The following is a 23,713-nucleotide window of genomic DNA, read 5'->3' as shown; positions in this document are numbered from 1 at the left end:
TTTTTAAATGACGAAGTGGTATAAGTTCAATAATAAGTTTCATAAGATTACAAATTATTTTAATTTGTGTGATCAAGATCGCCTTAATACATTTGATGGTATTAATTTAAACAGGGACTTTATTATGAAATATATTTTCGCAGGGGACTATTTGTCTGTTTATTATTTTGTTTTTTGTAGTGCCGACTAATTATTATATGCAGTGATACAGTTTCAATCACCGTTAAATATATATATTTATTATCATAACCACATCATTATTTTAACATATTTAACCATTTATCCATACTTGCATTTTTTGCCCGCTAAATCCTGCTACGGCGCAAGGTTGACGCTTAAAAAATAGCAGAATCGTCAAAGGAAAATAGGCGATAGATAAAAGCGTAGTTGTGTTGTGAAGGGTGTCAAGTTGCAGCGGGGCGATTTTATATCAACATCGGCCCGCCCGTCGCTATCAGCCCCGACGCGTTGCCAGCCAACAAAGTAGCGAACCTACGCACACCATGACTGCGCCTTGCCAGAAGGAGAATGACAGTGGTGCGCTGAGTAACAGCGCTGCCAGCGCAGAGGACATAACTGGCGTAAAATAAGACCCTACGGCCATGATAGTCACATTGCCATGAAGTATGCCCACATTCCATGCCGCATAGGCAAATCCCAACGTTAATGCCGCAGTGAAAAGTTTAGCAATTACCGGCAAGCTAAATATCATGGCGGGCTGTGGTGTAAGAAAATAGTGTAACCATAGCGCTGCGGCAGTGAGTAAAACAAAGACAGTGATGCCGTTAAAACCACGCGCATATTTATTTGTGACTGTGCAGTACGTCGCCCATATAAACGCACCAAGAAATGCCAGTAAATAACTTAGCGGACTGGTGGCAACATTGCTGATAATGTCTCCGGGATTAAGACCACTCTCGCCTCCCAGAACCCAGCAAACGCCAGTAAGTGCAATAAGCAATCCAGGAACAATAAGCCAGTTAGTTTTTTGCCCATTAAAAAGAATGGCAAACAGAATAGTCAGGCTGGGCCATAAATAGTTAACCATGCCGACTTCGATAGCCTGATGGCGAGTGGCGGCATAACCGAGAGAAAGCGCCAAGCATATTTCATAACTGACAAACAGTACGCTGCCTGCGATGAGGTATCGCCCCGGGAAACGACGGATATCAGGTAATCCGACGGTAAAAATCAGCAGCAGGCCGCTTAATGAATAGATCATGGCTGCGCCGCCTACCGGTCCGAGACCTTCGCTGACGCCGCGAATTAACCCAACCATCGTGCTCCACAGAACGATGGCAACAAGCCCTATTAGCGTTGCTTTTTGTGATGTCATGCTTTGTGACTGTCCTGAATACCGCGCAAAATAAACTGCCACTTATAGCACTTTTTCCGAGGGCGATGCCATGCAGTGTCATTTTTTAATACCTCCCTGGAGTTATTGCGGTTTAAAAATAGGGCTATTTAGTAGCGGAACCGTTTCAATATTGATTTGACGCAAAAAAGTTATCGATTTTGCTGTTAGTTTCCTCGCGAAGTTATACACGCATCCGGGACTGAGGTTTTGCTGCAGTTCGAAGAAGGCGTGCATCCGTGGAAAAAAGAGGAAAGCAATGGACGTCAGCCGCAGACAATTTTTTAAAATCTGCGCGGGCGGTATGGCGGGAACAACGGTGGCCGCACTGGGTTTTACCCCTAAAATGGCCCTGGCTCAGGCGCGAAACTATAAGCTGTTGCGCGCAAAAGAGATTCGTAACTCCTGCACATACTGTTCCGTAGGTTGCGGGCTATTAATGTATAGCCTGGGCGATGGGGCAAAAAACGCGAAAGAAGCGATTTACCATATTGAAGGCGACCCGGACCATCCGGTAAGCCGCGGCGCACTGTGCCCGAAAGGGGCTGGTTTGCTGGACTATGTTCACAGTGAAGATCGCCTACGCTACCCGGAATACCGCGCGCCGGGTTCCGACAAGTGGCAGCGTATTAGCTGGGATGAAGCTTTCACTCGTATTGCAAAATTAATGAAAGCCGATCGTGATGCCAACTTTACTGAAAAGAATGAGCAGGGTATTACGGTTAACCGCTGGCTCTCTACCGGGATGCTGTGCGCCTCGGCGGCCAGCAATGAAACGGGTATGCTGACGCAGAAGTTTGCGCGTTCTCTCGGTATGCTGGCGGTAGACAACCAGGCGCGCGTTTGACACGGACCAACGGTAGCAAGTCTTGCTCCAACATTTGGTCGCGGTGCGATGACCAACCACTGGGTGGATATTAAAAACGCCAACGTCGTGATGGTGATGGGCGGCAATGCCGCAGAAGCGCATCCGGTGGGATTTCGCTGGGCGATGGAAGCGAAAAATAATAACGATGCGACGCTGATTGTCGTTGACCCACGCTTTACGCGTACAGCGTCGGTGGCGGATATTTATGCGCCAATACGTTCTGGTACGGACATAACCTTCCTGTCCGGCGTGTTGCTGTACCTGATTGAAAATAACAAAATCAACGCTGAATACGTTAAGCATTACACCAACGCCAGCCTGCTGGTGCGGGATGATTATGCCTTTGAAGACGGTCTTTTCAGCGGCTACGATGCGGAAAAACGCCAGTACGATAAAACGAGCTGGAACTATCAGTTTGCTGAAAACGGCTATGCCAGACGCGATGAAACGCTGACGCATCCGCGGTGTGTGTGGAATCTGCTGAAACAGCACGTTTCCCGCTATACGCCAGAGGTTGTGGAAAACATCTGCGGTACGCCAAAAGCGGACTTCCTGAAGGTCTGTGAGGTGCTGGCCTCTACCAGCGCCCCGGATCGCACGACCACCTTCCTGTATGCGCTGGGCTGGACGCAGCATACCGTCGGGGCGCAAAACATCCGCACCATGGCGATGATCCAGTTGCTGCTAGGCAATATGGGGATGGCTGGCGGCGGTGTGAACGCCTTGCGCGGCCACTCTAACATCCAGGGCTTAACGGATTTAGGGCTGCTCTCCACCAGCCTGCCCGGTTATCTGACGTTGCCGTCGGAAAAACAGGCCGATCTGCAAACTTATCTGGCGGCGAATACCCCCAAAGCGACACTTCCCGATCAGGTGAACTACTGGGGCAACTATCCCAAGTTCTTCGTCAGTCTGATGAAGTCCTTCTATGGCGATGCGGCGCAGAAGGAGAATGACTGGGGTTTTGACTGGCTGCCTAAGTGGGATCAATCCTATGATGTGATCAAATATTTCAACATGATGGATAGCGGGAAAGTCACCGGCTATATCTGTCAGGGCTTTAACCCGGTAGCGTCCTTCCCGGACAAAAACAAAGTGGTGCAAAGCTTAAGCAAACTGAAGTATCTGGTCGTTATCGATCCGCTGGTGACTGAAACGTCAACATTCTGGCAGAACCACGGCGAATCTAATGATGTCGATCCGACGACAATTCAGACCGAAGTCTTCCGTCTGCCGTCTACCTGTTTTGCGGAAGAGGATGGCTCTATTGCTAACTCCGGTCGCTGGCTACAGTGGCACTGGAAAGGTCAGGACGCGCCGGGCGAAGCGCGTAACGACGGCGAGATTCTGGCCGGTATTTACCATCGTCTGCGTGAAATGTATCGCGCAGAAGGCGGTAAAGGCGCCGAACCACTATTGAAGATGAGCTGGAACTACAAGCAGCCGGATGAACCGCATTCGGAAGAAGTGGCGAAAGAGAACAACGGCTATGCGCTGGAAGATCTCTATGACGCCAACGGTACGCTGATTGCCAGGAAAGGCCAGTTGTTGAACAGTTTTGCATTACTGCGCGATGACGGTACGACATCCTCCTCCTGCTGGATTTATACCGGTAGCTGGACGGAGCAGGGCAACCAGATGTCCCAGCGTGATAACGCCGACCCGTCAGGGCTTGGCAATACACTGGGTTGGGCGTGGGCGTGGCCGCTAAACCGTCGCGTATTGTATAACCGCGCTTCGGCGGACCCGCAGGGTAAACCGTGGGATCCAAAACGGATGCTGATCCAGTGGAATGGCGCGAAGTGGACAGGGAACGATATTCCGGACTTTAACAACGCGGCGCCGGGGAGCGGGACCAATCCGTTTATCATGCAGCCGGAAGGGCTGGGACGTCTGTTTGCTATTGATAAGATGGCGGAAGGACCGTTCCCTGAACACTACGAGCCGATGGAAACGCCGCTGGGCACTAACCCGCTGCACCCGAATGTGGTCTCGAACCCGGCTGCGCGTCTCTATGAAGAAGATGCGCTGCGCATGGGTAAGAAGGAGCAGTTTCCGTACGTGGGCACGACTTACCGCCTCACAGAGCATTTCCACACCTGGACCAAACATGCGCTACTTAACGCTATCGCTCAGCCGGAACAGTTTGTGGAGATCAGTGAGACGCTGGCGGCAGCGAAAGGTATTGCTAACGGCGACTATGTTAAGGTAAGCAGCAAACGCGGGTTTATTCGCGCGGTCGCGGTGGTAACTCGCCGTATTCGCACGCTGCATGTCAACGGTCAGCAGATTGAAACGGTGGGGATCCCGATTCACTGGGGCTTTGAGGGTGTCGCGCGCAAAGGCTATATCGCCAATACTTTGACGCCAAATGTCGGTGATGCCAACTCGCAAACGCCGGAATATAAAGCGTTTTTAGTTAACATCGAGAAGGCGTAAGGGAGGCGAACATATGTCTATGGAAACGCAGGACATTATTAAACGGTCCGCAACAAACGCCATCACGCCGCCTCCGCAGGCGCGTGATTACAAAGCCGAAGTCGCGAAACTGATCGACGTCTCCTCCTGTGTCGGCTGTAAAGCCTGCCAGGTAGCCTGTTCTGAATGGAACGATATTCGCGATAACGTTGGCCATTGTGTCGGGGTGTACGATAACCCTGCCGATCTCAGCGCCAAGTCCTGGACGGTGATGCGCTTTACCGAAACCGAGCAGAACGGCAAGCTGGAGTGGCTGATTCGTAAGGACGGTTGTATGCACTGTGAAGATCCGGGCTGTTTTAAAGCCTGTCCATCTGCCGGGGCTATCATCCAGTACGCGAACGGGATTGTTGATTTTCAATCTGAACACTGTATCGGCTGTGGTTACTGTATCGCCGGGTGTCCGTTTAATATTCCGCGCCTCAACAAAGAGGACAACCGCGTTTATAAATGTACGCTCTGCGTCGATCGCGTCAGCGTGGGCCAGGAACCGGCCTGCGTCAAAACTTGTCCGACCGGGGCTATTCACTTCGGCACCAAAAAAGAGATGCTGGAACTGGGCGAGCAACGCGTGGAGAAGTTAAAAGCGCGCGGCTTTGAACATGCCGGTATCTACAACCCGCAGGGCGTCGGCGGTACGCACGTGATGTATGTTCTGCACCATGCCAATCAGCCGGAGTTGTATCATGGCTTGCCGAAAGATCCGCAGATCGATACTTCGATCAATCTGTGGAAAGGGGCGCTAAAACCACTGGCCGCAGCGGGATTTATCGCCACTTTCGCCGGTCTGATTTTCCACTACATCGGTATTGGCCCGAATAAAGAAACGGACGACGATGAGGAGGAGCATCATGAGTAAATCGAAAATGATTGTGCGCACGAAATTTATCGATCGCGCCTGTCACTGGACGGTAGTGATCTGCTTCTTCCTGGTAGCGCTGTCGGGAATTTCGTTTTTCTTTCCGACGCTACAATGGCTGACGCAAACCTTCGGCACGCCGCAGATGGGACGTATTTTGCACCCGTTCTTCGGCATTGCCATCTTCATCGCGCTGATGTTTATGTTCGTGCGTTTCGTCCACCACAACATCCCGGATAAAAAAGATATTCCGTGGCTGAAAAATATTGTGGAGGTGTTGAAAGGCAATGAGCATAAGGTGGCGGATGTCGGCAAATACAATGCCGGGCAGAAGATGATGTTCTGGTCAATTATGAGCATGATTTTTGTGCTGCTGGTGACTGGCGTGATTATCTGGCGTCCGTATTTCGCGCAGTATTTCCCGATGCAGGTGGTACGTTACAGCCTGTTAATCCATGCGGCGGCGGGCATTATTTTAATGCACGCGATCCTCATCCATATGTATATGGCGTTTTGGGTGAAAGGCTCGATTAAGGGCATGATCGAAGGGAAGGTCAGCCGTCGCTGGGCGAAGAAACATCACCCACGCTGGTACCGTGAAATCGAGAAGGCGGAAGCGAAAAAAGAGAGCGAAGAAGGCATTCAGTAATCTTTTCAGTCGCTTATAAACAAGGCGCTACAATGGTAGCGCTTTGTTTTCATCTGCTGCCTGTTATCAAACCTACTCAGACGACCGCAGCAAATCGTTTAACGACGGAAATCGATGACCATACGGCCACGAATTTGTCCCTGTTCCATCTCTTTAAAAATAACGTTGATATCTTCAAGCGGACGTAAAGCGACTTTTGGCACAACTTTTCCTTCCGCCGCGAACTGGAAGGCTTCGGTCAGATCCTGGCGTGTCCCCACCAACGAACCGACAACCTGAATGCCATCCAGCACCAGGCGAGGGATATCAAGGTTCATGGCTTCTGGCGGTAGCCCGACTGCTACCACGCGGCCTCCGGCGCGAACGGCATCTACTGCGGAATTAAACGCCGCCTTAGCGACCGCGGTAACCACCGCTGCATACGCGCCACCGGTTTTTTCCTGCACAATTTTAGCCGCATCTTCCGTGCGTGAATTAATGGTCAGATCTGCGCCCATTTCCTCGGCCAGTTTCAGTTGCCCATCATTGACATCAATGGCAATCACTTTCGCATTAAAGACGTTTTTCGCGTACTGCAAGGCCAGATTACCCAGACCGCCCAGACCGTAGATGGCAATCCACTGGCCAGGTTTAATATGAGAAATCTTCACCGCTTTATAGGTGGTAACGCCCGCGCAGGTAATACTACTTGCCGCCGCAGAGTCCAGACCTTCCGGTACTTTCACCGCATAATCCGCGACGACAATACACTCTTCGGCCATGCCGCCATCTACCGTGTAACCGGCATTTTTCACGTTGCGGCATAAGGTTTCATTGCCCGTATTGCAATACTCACAGTGTCCGCATCCTTCATAAAACCACGCGACACTCGCGCGATCGCCGGGTTTCAGCGAGGTAACGCCGGGACCGACTTCCGCCACGACGCCAATGCCTTCATGTCCCAGAATAACGCCGGTTTTGTCACCGAAATCTCCGTTTTTCACGTGTAGATCGGTATGGCATACGCCGCAGCACTCCATTTTCAGCAAAGCTTCACCGTGGCGAAGGGGACGCAGCGTTTTCTCAGTAACATCAACCTGATGATCTTGTGTGACAACAGCAGCTTTCATAACCTTCTCCTTTTATTAATAGTGAACTGCATAGCAGGTAAGGTGCTATTACCTCTTTAGGATTAATATTTCTGATGAGTTATGCAAGGCGGCAGAAATACAATGTAATAGTTTAGCCAGGATTATCCTAATAAATCCCCGTTCAATACATAAAGGTAGCTAATGTTAGTGGCTTGACAAATAAGCAGGAAAAGGAATGCAGGTGTGTCGACAGACTCACCAAAACTAAAGAAGAAAGTGATATCCGGCGGCATTCACCGCCGGGTACCTATTAAATGGAAGTCCGACCGTAGTCGCGGTATTCCGGTTTCCAGAAGTTATCGTCAATCGCCTGTTGCAGCGCTTCTGCAGAGGTTTTCACCGCTACACCTTGTTGCTGCGCCATTTTGCCTACGGCAAAAGCGATAGCGCGCGACACGACCTGGATATCCTTAAGCGCTGGCAACACTAATCCTTCGCCGTTATTCACCAGCGGAGAATGTTTCGCCAGCGTCTCACTGGCTGACATCAGCATTTCATCAGTAATGCGTGATGCGCCGGAAGCGATAACCCCCAAGCCGATGCCGGGGAAAATATAGGCGTTATTACATTGTGCGATCGGATAAACCTTATCTTTCCAGATGACCGGCGAGAATGGGCTGCCGGTTGCCACCAGCGCATTGCCTTCCGTCCAGGCAATAATGTCCTGTGGCGTGGCCTCCACGCGAGAGGTGGGATTAGAGAGCGGCATGACGATCGGGCGAGGGCAATGCTTATGCATCTCGCGGATGATCTCTTCAGTAAAGAGCCCGGTTTGGCCGGAAACCCCAATCAGGATATCCGGCTTTACGTTACGCACTACATCCAGCAGCGACAATACGTCATTTTCGGTATCCCAGTGCTGGAGATTGTCGCATTTCTGCACCAGCTTTGTCTGGAACGACAATAAATTAGGCATCCGGTCCGTCAACAGGCCGAAGCGATCGACCATAAAGACTTTCTGTCGAGCGGCGTCTTCGCTTAAACCTTCACGCTGAGTCTGTGCGATGATCTGTTCCGCAATCCCACATCCGGCGGAACCCGCGCCGAGGAAAACGATTTTCTGCTCGCTAAGCTGACTGCCGGCAGCACGGCTGGCGGCGATCAACGTACCGACGGTCACGGCTGCGGTGCCCTGAATATCATCGTTAAAAGAGCAAATCTCATCACGATAGCGCGTCAACAGCGGCATTGCGTTTTTCTGCGCGAAATCTTCGAACTGTAGCAGGATATCTGGCCAGCGCTGCTTAACGGCCTGAATAAACTCATCGACAAACGCATAATACTCATCGTCGGTAATGCGCGGATGACGCCAGCCCATGTAAAGCGGATCGTTGAGTAACTGTTGATTGTTGGTGCCGACATCCAGCACAACGGGAAGGGTATAGGCCGGACTAATGCCGCCGCAGGCGGTGTATAATGACAGCTTACCGATAGGGATCCCCATCCCGCCGATGCCCTGATCGCCAAGCCCCAGAATCCGTTCGCCATCCGTCACCACAATAACTTTAATGTTGTGGTTAGGCACATTCTGCAAAATGTCGTCCATATTGTGACGGTTCGGATAAGAGATAAATACGCCGCGCGCCCGGCGATAAATCTCAGAGAAGCGCTCACAGGCCGCGCCCACGGTCGGGGTATAGATAACCGGCATCATCTCTTCAAGATGGTTTTGCACCAGTCGATAAAAGAGCGTTTCGTTGGTATCCTGGATGTTACGCAGATAAATATGCTTATCGATTTCCGTTTTAAACCCCTGATACTGGAGCCAGGCGCGTTCGGCCTGTTCTTCAATCGACTCGACGACCTCCGGCAGCAGCCCTGACAAATTGAAGTTGCGGCGCTCTTCTACACTAAAAGCGCTGCCTTTGTTTAACAGGGGAAATTCCAGCAATACAGGGCCAGCGTAAGGGATATAAAGGGAACGTGCTTTCTTGGTTGTAGTTTCCATGTTACTCACTCTTTTTCGAATAACTGTCCCTGGCACCGTCGTTTCTCGTTATATATTGCCTTTCCACCAGGGAGCCGACCCTGAGTATAAAGCATTGTAAGGCATTAAGGTCATTCCTATAAACAAAAACACCATTGCAGAGGCAATGGTGTTTAACGTCATTTCAGGACTGTACGATTACTTTTGGCTATCGGCGCGGCGCTTTCTGCCGGTTGGGTTATTCACCACGCTGCTGGTGTCGCCTTCAGTAACAACCTTACGCTGGTTGGAAATTCTGTAATCCAGTCCAAGTATATGACGAGCCTGACGGTTCGATTTCATGTTAACTCCTCAATCCTGTTGCTAGTTTTAAGGACAAATTCGCTTACGCGAAAGAAACGTAACCCCTAAGGTTGCCGATACAGCATAGCAGGTTTTACAGCGTCGGGTGCTGCCCGCTCACTACATAGTTGATGGTCTGCTGGTAGATGTCACTGAGGATGTCATTGTCGGAAGCCTCAACCCATTTGGTCAGCTCCATTAAAATATCATCTTCAGTGACAACGCCTAACTCCGCGCGTAATCCTTGTTCGATCGCGTTGACCAGGGCCGGTTGCGCTGCTGAGGTATTTGCTGAGTGATAAGTAAACATATAATGCCTCCGTGAAGATGTATTTATTTAGTACGGCTCGCAGAAAATTAATTCGTATTCAGCATGGCAAATATTTTTGCGGCTGTGGTTAAGATTAGTCCTGGAAATATTTTAACGCAAGGCGGAAACTTAATTATATAGCGTAGAAGAAAATATACCACCTTTAACCAAGTAATCTTTCAATTACATATTCTCATGCAAACAATGGTTGCGCAATATATGTTTTAAGCGCTACTTAATGATAATTTTACCTTCAGTTATAAATAGATAGGAAAAATGTTAATAAAGGGGGGGACAACGGTAAATATGTCGCCAGCGGAAAAGTAAGGGGTAATGTATGGATATATTCTTTAAAGATGAGTTAACTTCTTGGTTTAATATCCATGTATGAAATAGCATAAAGTCATTTTTCTATATCTGAAGAGCAGATAAATGGCAACATGCCGCCTCTATCGGCAGGCCAACCCGGATTAGTTGAATAGTCTATACTTTGTTTTTTAAGCAAACAGGAGAACAAAAATGATAATTCATAAGAAAGGTCAGGCACACTGGGAAGGCGACATTAAACGTGGTAAAGGTACTGTATCAACAGAAAGCGGCGTCCTTAATCAGCAACCGTATGGGTTCAATACCCGTTTCGAAGGCGCGCAGGGGACCAACCCGGAAGAATTAATTGGTGCCGCACACGCGGCCTGTTTCTCCATGGCACTATCGCTAATGCTGGGAGAGGCAGGATTTACGCCGACATCCATTGACACCACGGCTGACGTATCGCTGGACAAGGTGGATACGGGATTCGCCATCACCAAAATAGCACTGCAGAGCAAAGTGGCGGTACCGGACATTGATGCCTCAACTTTCGATCAAATCATTCAGAAAGCAAAAGCCGGATGTCCGGTATCGCAGGTACTGAAAGCGGAAATCACCCTTGACTACCAGCTTAACGCCTGATAAACCCGCCAGCCCGGTAACCATGGGCTGGCCGCGAACATACCGTTGCAAAGGCACGCCAGGTGAGCTATGCCACACCGAGGAGATGCTATAGGGTACGCAATTAATTATATATATCACGCCATTTGCTGTTGTTGCGGTATACTTTTTCGCCTTGAGATCTGCTCGCCATGTCGATTTATTCATCAAACATCAAAATTAGTCAACGCAAATATCAATAATAGCCATATCACGCGTCGTGATCTTTATTCCTTAGAGAGGTGGGGTATTATTTTCTGTGTTCTACATTAACGGGTTAAAGCGCAGATGTAGAGGTTATTTATATAATTACTGGAGTAACAAAAATGAATAAATTCTCCCTTGCTACAGCAGGTATTATCGTGGCAGCGCTGGTAACCAGTGTTAGCGTAAATGCGGCAACAGATAACACTAAAACAAACGTTACGCCTAAAGGTATGAGCTGCCAGGAGTTTGTTGACCTGAACCCGCAAACTATGGCGCCAGTCGCTTTCTGGGTTCTGAATGAAGATGAAGACTTTAAAGGTGGGGACTACGTTGATTTTCAGGAAACTGAAACGACAGCGGTGCCATTAGCCATTGAGCTTTGTAAGAAAAACCCACAGAGTGAATTGAGCAAAATAAAAGACGAAATCAAAAAAGAACTCTCAAAATAAGAGTAAACTGATAGCAAAACCCGGCCAATATGTCGGGTTTTGCTGTTTGTTACAACGTCACACATAACATCTCCCATTTCTGCTACCAATCGCCCGGTATTGCACTATTTTCATTAGAGTCCTTTCAATACGGAGAACTAATGAAAACTTTACCGCTGGCACTCTTTATCATTCCTTTTCTGGCCGGATGCGGCGCCAATAATACGCCACCTCAAACGCCTGTTCCCGGTGAAAAAACATCGGCTAAATTACGTACCCTGGAAACAGGCGCGACGGCCATTCAATCCCGGCCTCCTGTCGAGGCTATCAGCACCTACCTTGATGGTTTTCATTTTTATAGCGGCGATAAAAACGGACAGATGGAGGCACACCATTACGTTACTATCCTGAATGAAGATGTAATGCAGGCGGTGATTTACGACGGTAATACCAAAAATGCGCGCCTGATGGGGGTGGAATACATTATCAGCGAACGTCTATTTAAAACGCTTCCGCCAGAGGAGAAAAAACTGTGGCACAGCCATCAGTACGAGGTGAAATCCGGCAGTCTGGTGGCGCCAGGCTTACCGCAGGTCGCGGATAAGGCGTTGATGAGTAAGATTATTAATACCTACGGTAAAACCTGGCACACCTGGCATACCGACCGGGATAAAACTCTGCCGATGGGTATCCCTGCGCTGATGATGGGCTTTACTGGCGAAGGACAACTTGACCCGACACTGTTGGCCGATCGCGATCGCCGTCTGGGGATTGATACCGAGGCCATTAAGCACGAGCGGCAAGATCTGCCTGCACGCCCCGTTATAAAGGGCGCTAACGCCTGGGAGCAGGGGGAGGTTATCCAGCTACAGCGTGCTGAGGGTTCTGGCGAACATGGGCGAGGCGATACCGCGCACTTCGGCACATCCGAGCAATCCCGGCGATAATTCCACTTTTTTACACGTGGATACGAAAAAATAACGCCTGTTAAGTGACAGTGTCACGTAAAGATTAGCCGCATGGTCTATGCTTGTTCTTCGGAGGCTGTAGAGGTTATGGGTTAAACGGAGCGACAGATGAGTTCAAAAATTTTTTGCAAAAGCTGGGGGGCTGAATATATCGCCGCCGATGTTGTCCGCTTTCGTCTTTGGGCCACCGGTCAGCAAAAGGTTGTACTCAGGCTTGCCGGTAAAGACTATGAGATGCTGACTAGCGGCGACGGCTGGTTTACGTCGGAGGTATCCGGGGTAGCGCCAGGTACGGAGTATAACTTTGTACTCAGCGATGGCCTGGTCGTACCCGATCCGGCTTCCCGCGCCCAAAAAACTGACGTCAACGGTCCGTCATATGTGGTTGATCCAGGAAGCTACGAGTGGCGTAATACCGGGTGGAAAGGCTGTCGTTGGGAGCAGGCCGTGGTGTACGAGATGCATATCGGCACGTTCACTCCGGAAGGCACCTTCCGCGCCGCAATAGCGAAACTGCCTTATCTCGCTGAACTCGGCGTCACCGTGATTGAAGTAATGCCCGTCGCGCAATTTGGCGGCGAACGTGGCTGGGGCTATGACGGCGTGCTGCTTTACGCGCCGCATTCTGCCTATGGGACGCCGGATGATTTCAAAGCGTTTATTGACGCCGCGCATGGGTATGGTCTTTCCGTCGTCCTGGATATTGTGCTGAACCATTTCGGCCCGGAGGGAAATTATTTACCGCTATTGGCGCCGGCGTTTTTCCACAAAGAGCGCATGACGCCGTGGGGAAATGGTATCGCCTATGATGTAGACGCCGTGCGGCGCTATATCATCGAGGCGCCGTTATACTGGCTGACAGAATACCATCTCGACGGCTTACGCTTTGACGCTATCGATCAGATTGAAGACAGTAGCGCAAAGCATGTGCTGGTTGAAATCGCACAACGTATTCGGGAAGACATTACCGACAGACCCATTCATCTGACCACCGAAGATAGCCGCAATATTATTTCTCTGCATCCCCGAGATCAGGGTGGCAATGCGCCGCTGTTTACCGCCGAATGGAATGACGATTTTCATAATGCCATCCACGTTTTTGCGACCGGAGAGACCCAGGCCTACTACAACGATTTTGCTGATGCCCCGGAAAAACACCTCGCAAGAGCGCTGGCCGAAGGATTCGCTTATCAGGGAGAAATTTCACCACAAACCGGCGAACCTCGCGGCGTAAAAAGTACCGGACAACCCCCTGTCGCCTTTGTGGATTTTATTCAGAATCACGATCAGGTCGGTAACCGCGCCCAGGGCGACAGACTGATAACCCTGGCGGGCGCTGAACGAACAAAAGTATTGCTCGCCACGTTGCTGCTTTCACCGCATATTCCGCTGCTTTTTATGGGCGAAGAGTATGGCGAAAGCCGTCCTTTTCTTTTTTTTACCGATTTCCATGGGGATTTAGCCCGCGCCGTTCGTGAAGGTCGCGCAAAAGAGTTTGCCGATCATGCAGGGGAAAATGTTCCGGACCCGAATGCGCCAGAGACCTTTCAACGCTCAAAACTTAACTGGAAGCAACAGCACAGTGAAGAGGGTAAAGCGTGGCTGGCGTTTACCCGCGAACTACTGCTTTTGCGCCAGAAGCATATCGTGCCGCTGTTGTCCGATGCCCGTGAGAGCTCAGGAACGGTATTGCAAACCGCGCCCGGGTTTATTGCCGTTAGCTGGCGTTTTCCGGGAGGAACACTGTCACTGGCGCTGAATATTAGCGCCACGACGGTATTGCTGCCCGATTTACCGGGTAAGACTCTCTTCGCCTGGCCGAATGAATCCACCGGGTCGCTTTCCCAACATTCTCTTATTGTCCGCTTAGCCCAGGGAGAGTCTGCATCATGATCCCAACTGCAACATACCGCCTTCAGTTTCGTAATGGCATGACTTTCGATCGCGCTGCGGCGCTGGTACCTTACCTTAAAAATCTGGGTATCAGCCATCTTTATGCCTCACCCATCTTTACCGCCACCAAAGCGTCAACGCATGGTTATGATGTCACCGATGCGAATGAGATTGAGCCTTCTATTGGCGGGCGCGAAGGGTTTGAACGACTGGTGGCCGAACTTAAAGCGCAAGGTCTGGGATTGATCATCGATATTGTGCCTAATCACATGGCCAGCTCGCTGGAAAACGCCTGGTGGCGCGACGTGCTTGAATATGGCAAGGAGAGCCGTTACGCGCGCCATTTCGATATTGACTGGTCGCGCCGACTGACGCTGCCTTTTTTAGGAGACACGTTTGACGCCGTGCTGCAAAACGGAGAAATTGCGATCAAGCCCGATCCCGCTACGAGTAAACCCACGTTCGCCTATTATGATAACTATTATCCGCTTGCGCCAGCGACGTGGCAGGGGCGCGAGGCTGAAATACTGGCGCTTACCGATAAAGCCGCTATTGCTGATTTACATGAGCGCCAGCCGTGGAAATTAATGTCCTGGCGCGATGCCGCTCGCTCGCTTTCATACCGGCGTTTTTTTGAGGTAACGGGGTTGGTGGGAATGCGGGTAGAAGATAAAACCGTCTTCGATGATACACACCGGCTGATTCTGGAACTGGTCAGAACGGGAGCGGTTGACGGTTTACGTATCGATCATATCGATGGCCTTGCCGATCCGAAAGCCTATCTTGAGCGTTTACGTCAGGAAGTGGGGCCGGCGTGCTATATCACCGTGGAAAAAATTCTCGCTAAAGGCGAGCAACTTCCTGATGACTGGCCGGTTTCCGGCACCACAGGCTATGAATTTATCGCCTCGCTGGCGGAGGTGCTGGTTGACGATGAGCAGATAGACAATCTGCGTCAGTCTTACGAGACCGTAAAAGGCGCGCCGGTGGATATGCGGGCGGAGTTGCGGGCGGCGAAACTGCTGATGGTCGATCGCAATTTCGAGGGAGAATTTACCCGGCTGCTCACTCTTGCGTTGTCGATTGCCGGAGAGCTACATATCGCACAGGAGGATAGCGTCGTTCGGGAGGCGTTGCGCGAATTATTAATCGCCTTTCCCGTATATCGCACTTACGGTACTGCAGAAGGGTTACCGCCGACCGATATTTGCCTGTTGCACCGTATTGTGGAGCGGGTAAAGACGCTTGAAAACCCTCCGCCGCCAGAAGCGCTTGCTTTTCTGTGCCGCCTTCTTACCGGAGAGGTTCCTACCTCCAGTCAGGAGGTTGCGACACAGTTTCGCGTTCGGTTCCAACAACTCACCGGCCCGCTGATGGCGAAATCGGTAGAGGATACGCTTTTCTTTCGTCAAAACATGGGGCTGGCGTTAAATGAAGTCGGCGCCGAGCCCGTCGCGCATCACTTCTCCATTGAGCGCTTTCATCATGAGATGAAAACCCGACAGGCGCGACAGCCTGATGCGTTATCCGGTACCTCGACTCACGATACCAAGCGCGGAGAAGATGCGCGGGCACGTCTGTATACGCTTACCGAAGCGCCGGAGCAGTGGAGCGAATGTCTTGCCCGTTGGCGGCAGATGAATCAGACCCATGTCAAATTTTTAAAGGATGGCACGGCGCCAAAATCGGCGGATACATGGATGTTATATCAGGCGCTGACCGGCGTCTGGCCCCCGGTGCTACAACCACAGGACGAAACAGGTTTAAACGCGCTGAAAACACGCTTTGAGGCCTTTGTTGAGAAAGCGCTGCGCGAAGCGAAACTGCGTACCGATTGGGTGGACAGTAATGAGGATTATGAAACGGCAATGCTTGATTACGCCCGTCATTTACTGGCGCCTGATAATCAGCCATTTTTGCAGGACTTTTATCGTTCATTGCAACCCTTCATCCGCGCAGGACTGGTTAACAGCCTGACGCAGAGCATCATCAAATTAACTGCGCCGGGAGTGCCTGATATCTATCAGGGGAGTGAGGCGTTGAATTTTAGCCTTGTTGATCCCGACAACCGGCGCGAACCGGATTTTGTCACGCTGGCGCAACAGTTAGGCCAACTGACGCCGGGGGTTTTCTCGCGCGAAGAAAGCTGGCTGAACGGGCAGGTGAATCAGTATGTCACCGCCGCCTTACTGCGTTTGCGTCAGCAGAATCATGATCTATTTCGTTTTGGCGAGTATTTGCCGCTGCGCGCCGTCGGCAAGCGTGCCGACAAGATCATCGCTTACGCCAGAATCAATCATGATGACGTACTGATTGTTGTGGCGCCCAGGCTGGTGTTCGCCGAATGTGACGGCTTATTGTCGCAATCACATGCCGGTTTCTGGGCTGAAACCGAAATTATTATACCCGGACAGCTTAATCAGCGTCGTTATCGCAATGCGCTTAACCAGGAGATGTTAACGCTTGAGGAACGCCTGTCGTTAGCCTCTCACCAGGGCGGCGTACTGGTTTTAATGAGCGACTGAGCTTATGTGTTGATGTGCCGTAACAGGACAACGTTTACCGTGGGTGGAGAAAGAGAATGACAACAAACAGGACTTTTGAAATCAGATCAGGGTATAACCATACGCTTGGCGCGAATTATGACGGCGAAGGTGTGAATTTCGCTATTTTTTCCGCTCATGCGGAACGCGTCGAGCTTTGTCTTTACGATCCGAGCGGGGAACATGAAATTGCCCGTCTGGAATTACCGGAATATACCGACGAGATATGGCACGGCTATGTCCCGAATTTGCAGCCCGGCGCGCTGTATGGGTATCGCGTTTATGGCCCTTATGACCCAGAAAATGGCCATCGTTTTAACCCTAATAAGCTGCTTATTGATCCTTATGCCCGTGAGCTGGTGGGCGATATCCTCTGGAACGATGCGCATTTCGCGTATCAATTACTCCATGACGATAAAGATTTGACCTTTGATGACCAGGATAGCGCGCCATTTACACCTAAATGCCGGGTGATCGATCCCGCTGAGGCTAACCGGGAGGACAGGCAACGGCCTTCCATACCGTGGTCGAACGCTATCATTTATGAAACGCATGTCAAAGGGTTTACTCAGCTCAATTCTGCGATCCCTGAACCTTTACGCGGTACGTTTGAGGGCATGGGGCATAAAGGTAGCGTGGATTACGTTAAAAGTCTGGGCATTACCTGCGTCGAACTTTTACCGGTTCACTGGTTCCCGGACGATCAGCACCTGCTTGATAAAGGGCTGAAAAATTTCTGGGGATACAACACGCTCGGTTTTTTTGCTCCGGCGACGCGTTACTACGGCCCGAAAGGTATTCAGGGATTTCGCAATATGGTGCGCGCTTTCCATGATGCAGGTATCGAAGTGATACTGGATGTGGTCTATAACCATACGGCAGAAGGGAATGAACTTGGCCCCACGCTGTCATTTAAAGGTATCGATAACTTCTCTTACTATCGTACCATGCCCGATCAGCATCGGTATTACATTAACGATACGGGGACAGGTAATACCGTCAATACCTCTCATCCGCGGGTACTACAAATGGTGATGGACTCCCTTCGTTATTGGGCGGAGTCAATGCATGTCGACGGTTTCCGTTTTGATTTAGGCACCATCCTTGGGCGTGAGCCGGAAGGCTTTGATCAGAGAGGCGGCTTTTTTGATGCGGTAACGCAAGACCCGGTGCTGGCAAAGCTTAAACTGATTGGCGAGCCCTGGGATATCGGACCGGGCGGCTATCAGGTTGGTGGTTTTCCGCCGGGGTGGGGCGAGTGGAACGATAAGTACCGCGATACGGTACGCGAATACTGGAAAGGTGACAACGTCACAAATGATTTCGCCGCACGCCTGCTGGGGTCCGGCGATCTCTACGATTTGCGCGGTCGTCGCCCCTGGTCAAGCGTTAACTTTATTACTGCCCATGACGGCTTCACGCTGAACGATCTGGTGTCTTATAACGACAAACATAATGAAGCCAATGGCGAAGATAATAATGACGGGCATAATGATAACCGCTCCTGTAATTATGGCGCAGAAGGGCCAACCGACGATGAAGGCATCAATGCAATACGCGAACGGCAGAAACGCAATTTTCTGACCACCTTACTTTTCTCGCACGGCACACCCATGTTATTAGCGGGCGATGAGTTTGGCCGCAGTCAAATGGGCAATAACAATGGTTACTGTCAGGACAGTGAAATATCGTGGATCCACTGGGATAATTTGCCGGAAACCGCCAATGCGCTACGTGAATTTACCCGTCGCCTGATTCAACTGCGCGCCACGCAACCGTTATTGCGGCGGGAAAGCTGGCGTGACGGTCTGGAGATCCGCTGGTTTAACGCCGGAGGCGGGCCGCAGCAATCGGAACAATGGGACGAGGGATCGACGATAGGCGTATGCATTAGTCGTCCCGATCTCCAGCCGGAAGCGGGGATCTGGCATGACGCCTTACTGCTTTTTAACCCGTTCGAAGGCAGCGTACCGTTCCGGATTCCGATGTGGGGAGAAGGCGGCTGGATGCTTGAACTGACGACTGCCGATAACGCTCAGCAGGGGATGCGGTTTACCGAAGAGAGGGATTTCGATCTGGCCGGACGCAGCATCGTGTTATTCAGACGCCCCTGATGCTGAAACTGCGATCCAAACCCAACTGGTCTTTATGGCCGGTTGGGTTTGGGCGATGGTGGTGCAGGCTAAACGCTTCTGGCTGCATCACGACTTCCGGTAATCAGATAAGCAAGAGAGGACATTGTTTCTTACTATGCCGTAGTATTAACGCCGTTCACATTTTTCCGTCCGAGAATTTCATCCGCCTGTTGATACTCCTTTTATTGTATTCACCGATATTCGCTTCAGGCCGTCCATTGCCATTTCCAGGTAGGTACGGGGACACCCCAGATTTAAGCGGACAAATCCGCTACCCGCCGGGCCAAAGCCGCTCCCCATTGACGGAGCGATACCCGCGACATCCGCCATCACCCATTTTAGCTGTTCGTCATCCAGCCCCAGTTTTTTACAATCCATCCATAATAAATAGGTGCCCTGCGCCGGGATAATTCTCGCCCAGGGGAGATACTCTGCCGCCTGTTCAACAAACCAGCGACGGTTTTCCGCCAGGTAATCCAGTAGCGAATCCAGCCATTGTCTACTTTCATTCCAGGCGGTGGTCGCCGCCTGAACGGAGAGTGCATTAAAGACGTCAAGCCCATGAGCGTCCAGACGAGATAAGAATCGCTGGCGAAGCGTAGGGTCGGGAATGAGAAAATTAGAAATTCGCAGCGACGATAAACCAAACGTTTTGCTGGCCGCAGTGGCGGAGATAACCCGCTTATGCCAGCGCTCCCCTAAATGCAGTACTGAGGTAAAGGTTTCACCAGGCAATAAGAGATCGGCCCATATCTCATCTGAGATAAGAGTGACATCATAAGTCTCACATAATAAAAGCAGTTGCTCCAGTTCGTTAGCCGACCAGCAACGCCCGGTTGGATTATGCGGATTGCACAAAATCATCAGCGGAGGGTGGGCATGGCGAAACAGCCTTTCCAGTTGGCAAAAATCCATCTGGTAACCATCGTTCGGCGACTCGCTAAGGGGATTCTCCAGCAGTTTTCTACCATTAAGCGTGATTATTTTGGCGAAGGAGCCATAGTATGGTCCCTGTACCACCACGCCGTCTCCTGGATGCGTTAACATTTGCACTAAGAGCGCCAACCCGGGTACGACGCCTTCCACGCTGCATACCCATTCCTGTTTTAACGTGAGCTGGTGGCGTGACGAAAACCAGTGAAGCAGGGCGTTAAAATAGGCCTCATCACGTTCGCTATAGCCAAATACGCCGTGCTCGATTCGCTGATGCAATGCCGCCTGAACCTCAGGCGGGCAGGCAAAATCGAAATCAGAAACCCACATCGGCAGCAGTTTTCCAGCGCCGTCGCCAAAGTGACGCTCAATGAAATCCCACTTTATCGAACCCGTGTTGGTGCGATTGATAATCTGATTAAAATCCATGTTGTTTCCTTATTATTCCGTCACTGACGATTGCGGCGACTTTTCTGAGGCGGAGGCAGTTCTGGCAATACCAACTCCGCTAAAACCATAAATTAATGCGAAGAAAATCGCCGCATAGCACTGGATAGCCCAGGGCAGAAGATCAAGCGTGCTAACGCCCAGCGTGGTCGCCATGTAGACGCCAGCCGAGGTCCACGGCAGGAGAGGTTCGATAACGGTACCAGCATCTTCAATCGTGCGTGAAAGGTTTTTGGTATCCAGCCCCATTCGACGATAGGCATCTTTAAACAGCTCGGCGGGAACTAACAATGCCAGTTTACCGTCGCTTGTCGCCCCGGTGACCAGAATTGTGGTGCCGATAGTGGCGGCAATGAGCTGACCAACGCTATGAATAATAGTCAGCAGCCGGTTAATGATGATCGTTAACGCGCCAGTTAACGTTAGCGCTCCGGCAAATGAAAAAGCGCAGAAAACTAACAGTATTGTTCCCATCATCGAGAACATTCCGCCCCGGTTTAACAGGCGTGGAACATCGGCCACGACACCTTCAGCGCCTTGCGGGAACATGGCGATATCAAATCCATCAATGAAGGCGTCCAGTCCCTGTTTGATACTTAGTCCCTGCATGATAACGCCGAGGAACAGAGCTAGTACGCAGGCGCTTAACATTAATGGGATGACGGGTTTCTTGCGAATTGCACCCCACAGTACGATCACCGGCGGTAAAATAAGAACAATATTAAAATGGTATAGCGACTCCAGCGAGTGGATGATGTCCGTAACGCGCTGCGGCGTGGCCACCTCGCCCAACATATTGCTGTGTCCGGCGATAAGATAAACTACTGCGGCAAGCAAGAAACTTGGCAGGGTCGTCCAGAGTAAATGCTGAATATGCTCAAACAGGGTGGTGTCTGCGACTATGGCGGCAAAGTTAGTCGAGTCAGACAACGGTGATATTTTGTCACCGAAATAGGCACCAGAAACAACGGCGCCGGCTGCCGCTGCAAGCGACACGTCCAGCCCGGCGGCAACCCCCATTAACGCAACGCCAACCGTCCCGGCGGAACCCCACGATGTGCCGGTACAAACGGAGACCACGCTGGTTAAAAAGAAGGCCGCAATCAAAATATATTCCGGGCTTATCAGTTTTAGTCCCCAGTACACCATGTAGGGAATGGTGCCGCTAAACATCCAGGTGCCAATCAAACCGCCTACGCAGATCAGAATCATGATAACCGGCATCGCTTTTGCCAGTTTATCCACTACCGAGTTAATGATGTCTTCCCAGCAGTATCCTTGCCACCACGCAATGCCTGCCGCTACCACCGCAGAGCACAGAAGGAGCGGTTCGATACGTAACCCCATGATGCCATAACCGATGATCAACAATAACAACATGGAGATGACTGGGATTAGCGCTAAACCCAATGACAGCGTTTTTTTCTTGTTTTGTGATGCACTCATAATGGAGCTCCGGTCAGTAAGGTAGCTCAAGGGTAGGGGGATACGCTTCCCATTACTGTGATCAATTACTTTCATCCATGTAACCGATTACATGAGAAGGGTTAATTTGATATCAATCACAGTTTTTACTGTTGACGACGCATTTACCGAGAAAAAAAGGGCGCGACAGAATCGCGGATCACCAGTTCAGCTTTGAAGCGGTTGCTGCTGGGCGGCGGCGTAACGCCCTGGTATAACTGTATCGCCATTTGTGCGGCACAACGCGCCATTTGTTCGACCGGATAATGCATTGTTGTTAACGCCGGATAGAGATACCGGGCCAGCACCACATCATCAAAGCCGACAATAGAGAGTTGTTGCGGCAGGTGAACACCGCGTTGATGAAGAATACGCATAATGCCGGCGGCCATAACGTCATTAAAAGTGACCGCCGCCGTAAGGGGAAGTCTACTATTAATAAGTTGATGCGCAGCTCGCTCGCCGCCTTCTTCGTTAAACGGAACGCTAATTACCCAGCGCGGATCTGGCGAAATTCCATATTCTTCCAGCGCCTGCCGATAACCATCAAGGCGTTCCTGACGATCGATAATTGGTAGGTCAGATGTCACACAGGCAATGCGCCGATGCCCGTTCTCTAAGAGATATCGGGTTGCTTGCCGAGCGGCGCTGCGATTTTCCAGCCAGATACACCGGTTAGCCATACCAGCGATATAACGATTAACAACAACCAGCGCCGGAAAGTGGGCCGCGTAGCGCTGCAACTCTTTATCTGGCAATCGACTGGCGTGTACAACAATAGCCTCACAGCCTTGATTAATCAGAAAATCCAGCCCTGCTTTTTCCATTTCTTCATCGTGGCCGCCGCTACATACCATCAGGCGGTACTGCTGCTTACGAGAAACATCTTCTACGCCGCGAGCAAGGCGGGCAAAAAATGGATCGGCCAGATTGCCGGTTAACAATCCGAGCATATCGCCGCTACGTTTCGCCAGTGCGATAGCGGCGGCGTTTCGGCGATAATTGAGATCGCGCATGGCTTTCTCTACACGTCCGCGCGTCACAGGTTCAACCCACGCGGTCTGGTTAATAACGCGGGATACCGTTGCGGTTGATACACCGGCCAGGGATGCAACATCCTTTATTGTCGCCATGGTAAACTCATATTTGTGCGTTTAAAGGGGATCATCCACCTGTTTTCGCAAATACTGTGCCAACTGGTCTACTGTTTTTTCCCCTGTAGCTGCTTCGACCGTCAGATTTTCCAGTGTATTGTCAGTATCGTGAATACGGATGCCATTACGCCTAAGAAAGACCATGGTAACAAAAAAGGCAGTGCGTTTATTACCATCATGAAAGATATGGCCGCGGGCAATAGCGACCCAGTAGGTAGCCGCCAGTTCAAACAGGTCAGTAACGCCTTCGTAGTGAACACGATTCTGCACCCGATAAATCAATGCCTGTGCTCTGCCAGGGTCAGACAGGCCAACCACTCCGGGAAAGCGTTGCAAAATACGATCGTGGAAGGCAATGACTTCCTGCGCGCTGACCCAAATCATCGGTCAGTCAGTGCCCTGATAGTGTGTTCATGACGTTGCATGATGGCATCAAATTCCGCGTCGAGTTTGGCATTTTGCCAGGCTTCGAATTCGGCTTTGCTGATAAGCACGGCGGCGCTGCCATCACGACGGGTGATTTCAACAGGCTCGCCATTTAACGCAGTATCCAGCACGGTGGAAATGTTGGCCCTGGCCTGGGTAGAAGTATAGGTTTGCATGGGTATCTCCTGAGATGTACAAGTAAAGTGTACATTTAAATTGTACGCGATTT

General features: G+C 50.8%; 19 protein-coding genes. 9 read left to right on the top strand and 10 right to left on the bottom strand.

Translation table 11 applies throughout. The annotated features are described in order from the left end of the window. Positions 1-454: 454 nt before the first annotated feature. Complete coding sequence (gene yddG, locus F4V61_RS02290) at positions 455-1,336, bottom strand: aromatic amino acid efflux DMT transporter YddG (RefSeq protein ID WP_012210157.1); 882 nt, start codon at positions 1,334-1,336, stop codon at positions 455-457. A gap of 277 nt (positions 1,337-1,613) precedes the next feature. Between yddG and fdnG the strand changes: the two genes are divergently transcribed. The 3 genes from fdnG to fdnI are packed head-to-tail and all read left to right on the top strand — an operon-like array spanning position 1,614 to position 6,208. After that, the gene (fdnG, locus tag F4V61_RS02285; protein ID WP_141029335.1) at positions 1,614-4,661 is read left to right on the top strand and encodes a formate dehydrogenase-N subunit alpha; all 3,048 of its coding nucleotides are present in this window, start codon (positions 1,614-1,616) and stop codon (positions 4,659-4,661) included. Positions 4,662-4,674: 13 nt separating this feature from the next. After that, the gene (gene fdxH, locus F4V61_RS02280; protein ID WP_080161109.1) at positions 4,675-5,559 is read left to right on the top strand and encodes a formate dehydrogenase subunit beta; all 885 of its coding nucleotides are present in this window, start codon (positions 4,675-4,677) and stop codon (positions 5,557-5,559) included. After that, positions 5,552-6,208, top strand: a complete 657-nt coding sequence (fdnI, locus tag F4V61_RS02275) for a formate dehydrogenase-N subunit gamma (protein WP_000045633.1) — start codon at positions 5,552-5,554, stop codon at positions 6,206-6,208. The genes fdxH and fdnI overlap by 8 nt, the downstream gene beginning before the upstream one ends. A gap of 98 nt (positions 6,209-6,306) precedes the next feature. Here the strand turns inward: fdnI and adhP are convergent, their stop codons facing one another. The 4 genes from adhP to bdm all read right to left on the bottom strand — a co-directional run bounded on the left by adhP (position 6,307) and on the right by bdm (position 9,917). Beyond that, the gene (gene adhP / locus F4V61_RS02270; protein ID WP_080161110.1) at positions 6,307-7,317 is read right to left on the bottom strand and encodes an alcohol dehydrogenase AdhP; all 1,011 of its coding nucleotides are present in this window, start codon (positions 7,315-7,317) and stop codon (positions 6,307-6,309) included. A gap of 271 nt (positions 7,318-7,588) precedes the next feature. Further along, positions 7,589-9,286, bottom strand: a complete 1,698-nt coding sequence (locus F4V61_RS02265; RefSeq protein WP_080161111.1) for an NAD-dependent malic enzyme — start codon at positions 9,284-9,286, stop codon at positions 7,589-7,591. A gap of 177 nt (positions 9,287-9,463) precedes the next feature. Beyond that, positions 9,464-9,607 carry a stationary-phase-induced ribosome-associated protein gene (sra, locus tag F4V61_RS02260; protein ID WP_000841559.1) on the bottom strand — a complete coding sequence of 48 codons (144 nt, stop codon included), beginning with the start codon at positions 9,605-9,607 and terminating at the stop codon, positions 9,464-9,466. A 94-nt stretch (positions 9,608-9,701) separates the two neighbouring features. Beyond that, positions 9,702-9,917: a biofilm-dependent modulation protein gene (gene bdm / locus F4V61_RS02255; protein WP_000495700.1), complete on the bottom strand. Its 216-nt coding sequence runs from the start codon at positions 9,915-9,917 to the stop codon at positions 9,702-9,704. A 519-nt stretch (positions 9,918-10,436) separates the two neighbouring features. On the opposite strand from bdm, the gene F4V61_RS02250 reads away from it, so the two are divergent. The 6 genes from F4V61_RS02250 to glgX all read left to right on the top strand — a co-directional run bounded on the left by F4V61_RS02250 (position 10,437) and on the right by glgX (position 19,039). After that, entirely contained in the window at positions 10,437-10,868 is a 432-nt protein-coding gene (locus tag F4V61_RS02250; RefSeq protein WP_000583711.1) for an OsmC family protein, read from the top strand. 344 nt (positions 10,869-11,212) lie between these two features. After that, the gene (hdeB, locus tag F4V61_RS02245) at positions 11,213-11,542 is read left to right on the top strand and encodes an acid-activated periplasmic chaperone HdeB (RefSeq protein WP_001032157.1); all 330 of its coding nucleotides are present in this window, start codon (positions 11,213-11,215) and stop codon (positions 11,540-11,542) included. Positions 11,543-11,682: 140 nt separating this feature from the next. After that, positions 11,683-12,468 carry an OBAP family protein gene (locus F4V61_RS02240; protein WP_000854780.1) on the top strand — a complete coding sequence of 262 codons (786 nt, stop codon included), beginning with the start codon at positions 11,683-11,685 and terminating at the stop codon, positions 12,466-12,468. Positions 12,469-12,597: 129 nt separating this feature from the next. Then, positions 12,598-14,382 (top strand): malto-oligosyltrehalose trehalohydrolase, encoded by a 1,785-nt coding sequence (gene treZ / locus F4V61_RS02235; protein ID WP_080161112.1) that lies wholly within the window; start codon positions 12,598-12,600, stop codon positions 14,380-14,382. Further along, positions 14,379-16,907 (top strand): malto-oligosyltrehalose synthase, encoded by a 2,529-nt coding sequence (treY, locus tag F4V61_RS02230; protein ID WP_080161113.1) that lies wholly within the window; start codon positions 14,379-14,381, stop codon positions 16,905-16,907. Before treZ ends, treY begins: the two co-directional genes overlap by 4 nt. 56 nt (positions 16,908-16,963) lie before the next feature. Then, on the top strand, positions 16,964-19,039 hold the full coding sequence (glgX, locus tag F4V61_RS02225) for a glycogen debranching protein GlgX (RefSeq protein WP_080161114.1): 2,076 nt from the start codon (positions 16,964-16,966) through the stop codon (positions 19,037-19,039). A gap of 180 nt (positions 19,040-19,219) precedes the next feature. Here glgX and F4V61_RS02220 read toward each other — a convergent pair whose 3' ends face one another. From F4V61_RS02220 to F4V61_RS02200, 5 genes are all read right to left on the bottom strand, one after another. Beyond that, complete coding sequence (locus tag F4V61_RS02220; protein ID WP_038395992.1) at positions 19,220-20,422, bottom strand: MalY/PatB family protein; 1,203 nt, start codon at positions 20,420-20,422, stop codon at positions 19,220-19,222. Between the two features lie 12 nt (positions 20,423-20,434). Further along, positions 20,435-21,886, bottom strand: coding sequence for a Na+/H+ antiporter NhaC (gene nhaC, locus F4V61_RS02215; protein ID WP_079904120.1), 1,452 nt, complete (start codon positions 21,884-21,886; stop codon positions 20,435-20,437). Between the two features lie 143 nt (positions 21,887-22,029). After that, positions 22,030-23,037 (bottom strand): LacI family DNA-binding transcriptional regulator, encoded by a 1,008-nt coding sequence (locus F4V61_RS02210; RefSeq protein ID WP_038395995.1) that lies wholly within the window; start codon positions 23,035-23,037, stop codon positions 22,030-22,032. Positions 23,038-23,058: 21 nt separating this feature from the next. After that, on the bottom strand, positions 23,059-23,442 hold the full coding sequence (locus F4V61_RS02205) for a type II toxin-antitoxin system death-on-curing family toxin (protein ID WP_079781811.1): 384 nt from the start codon (positions 23,440-23,442) through the stop codon (positions 23,059-23,061). Continuing rightward, entirely contained in the window at positions 23,439-23,660 is a 222-nt protein-coding gene (locus F4V61_RS02200) for a type II toxin-antitoxin system Phd/YefM family antitoxin (RefSeq protein ID WP_001195491.1), read from the bottom strand. The genes F4V61_RS02205 and F4V61_RS02200 overlap by 4 nt, the downstream gene beginning before the upstream one ends. Between the last annotated feature and the right edge of the window lie 53 nt (positions 23,661-23,713).

Origin of the sequence: Salmonella enterica subsp. arizonae, from assembly GCF_008692845.1 — a bacterium.
Classification (GTDB): domain Bacteria; phylum Pseudomonadota; class Gammaproteobacteria; order Enterobacterales; family Enterobacteriaceae; genus Salmonella; species Salmonella arizonae.
The sequence above is the reverse complement of the archived record's forward strand: the minus strand, read 5'-3'. Positions and strand labels throughout refer to the sequence as shown.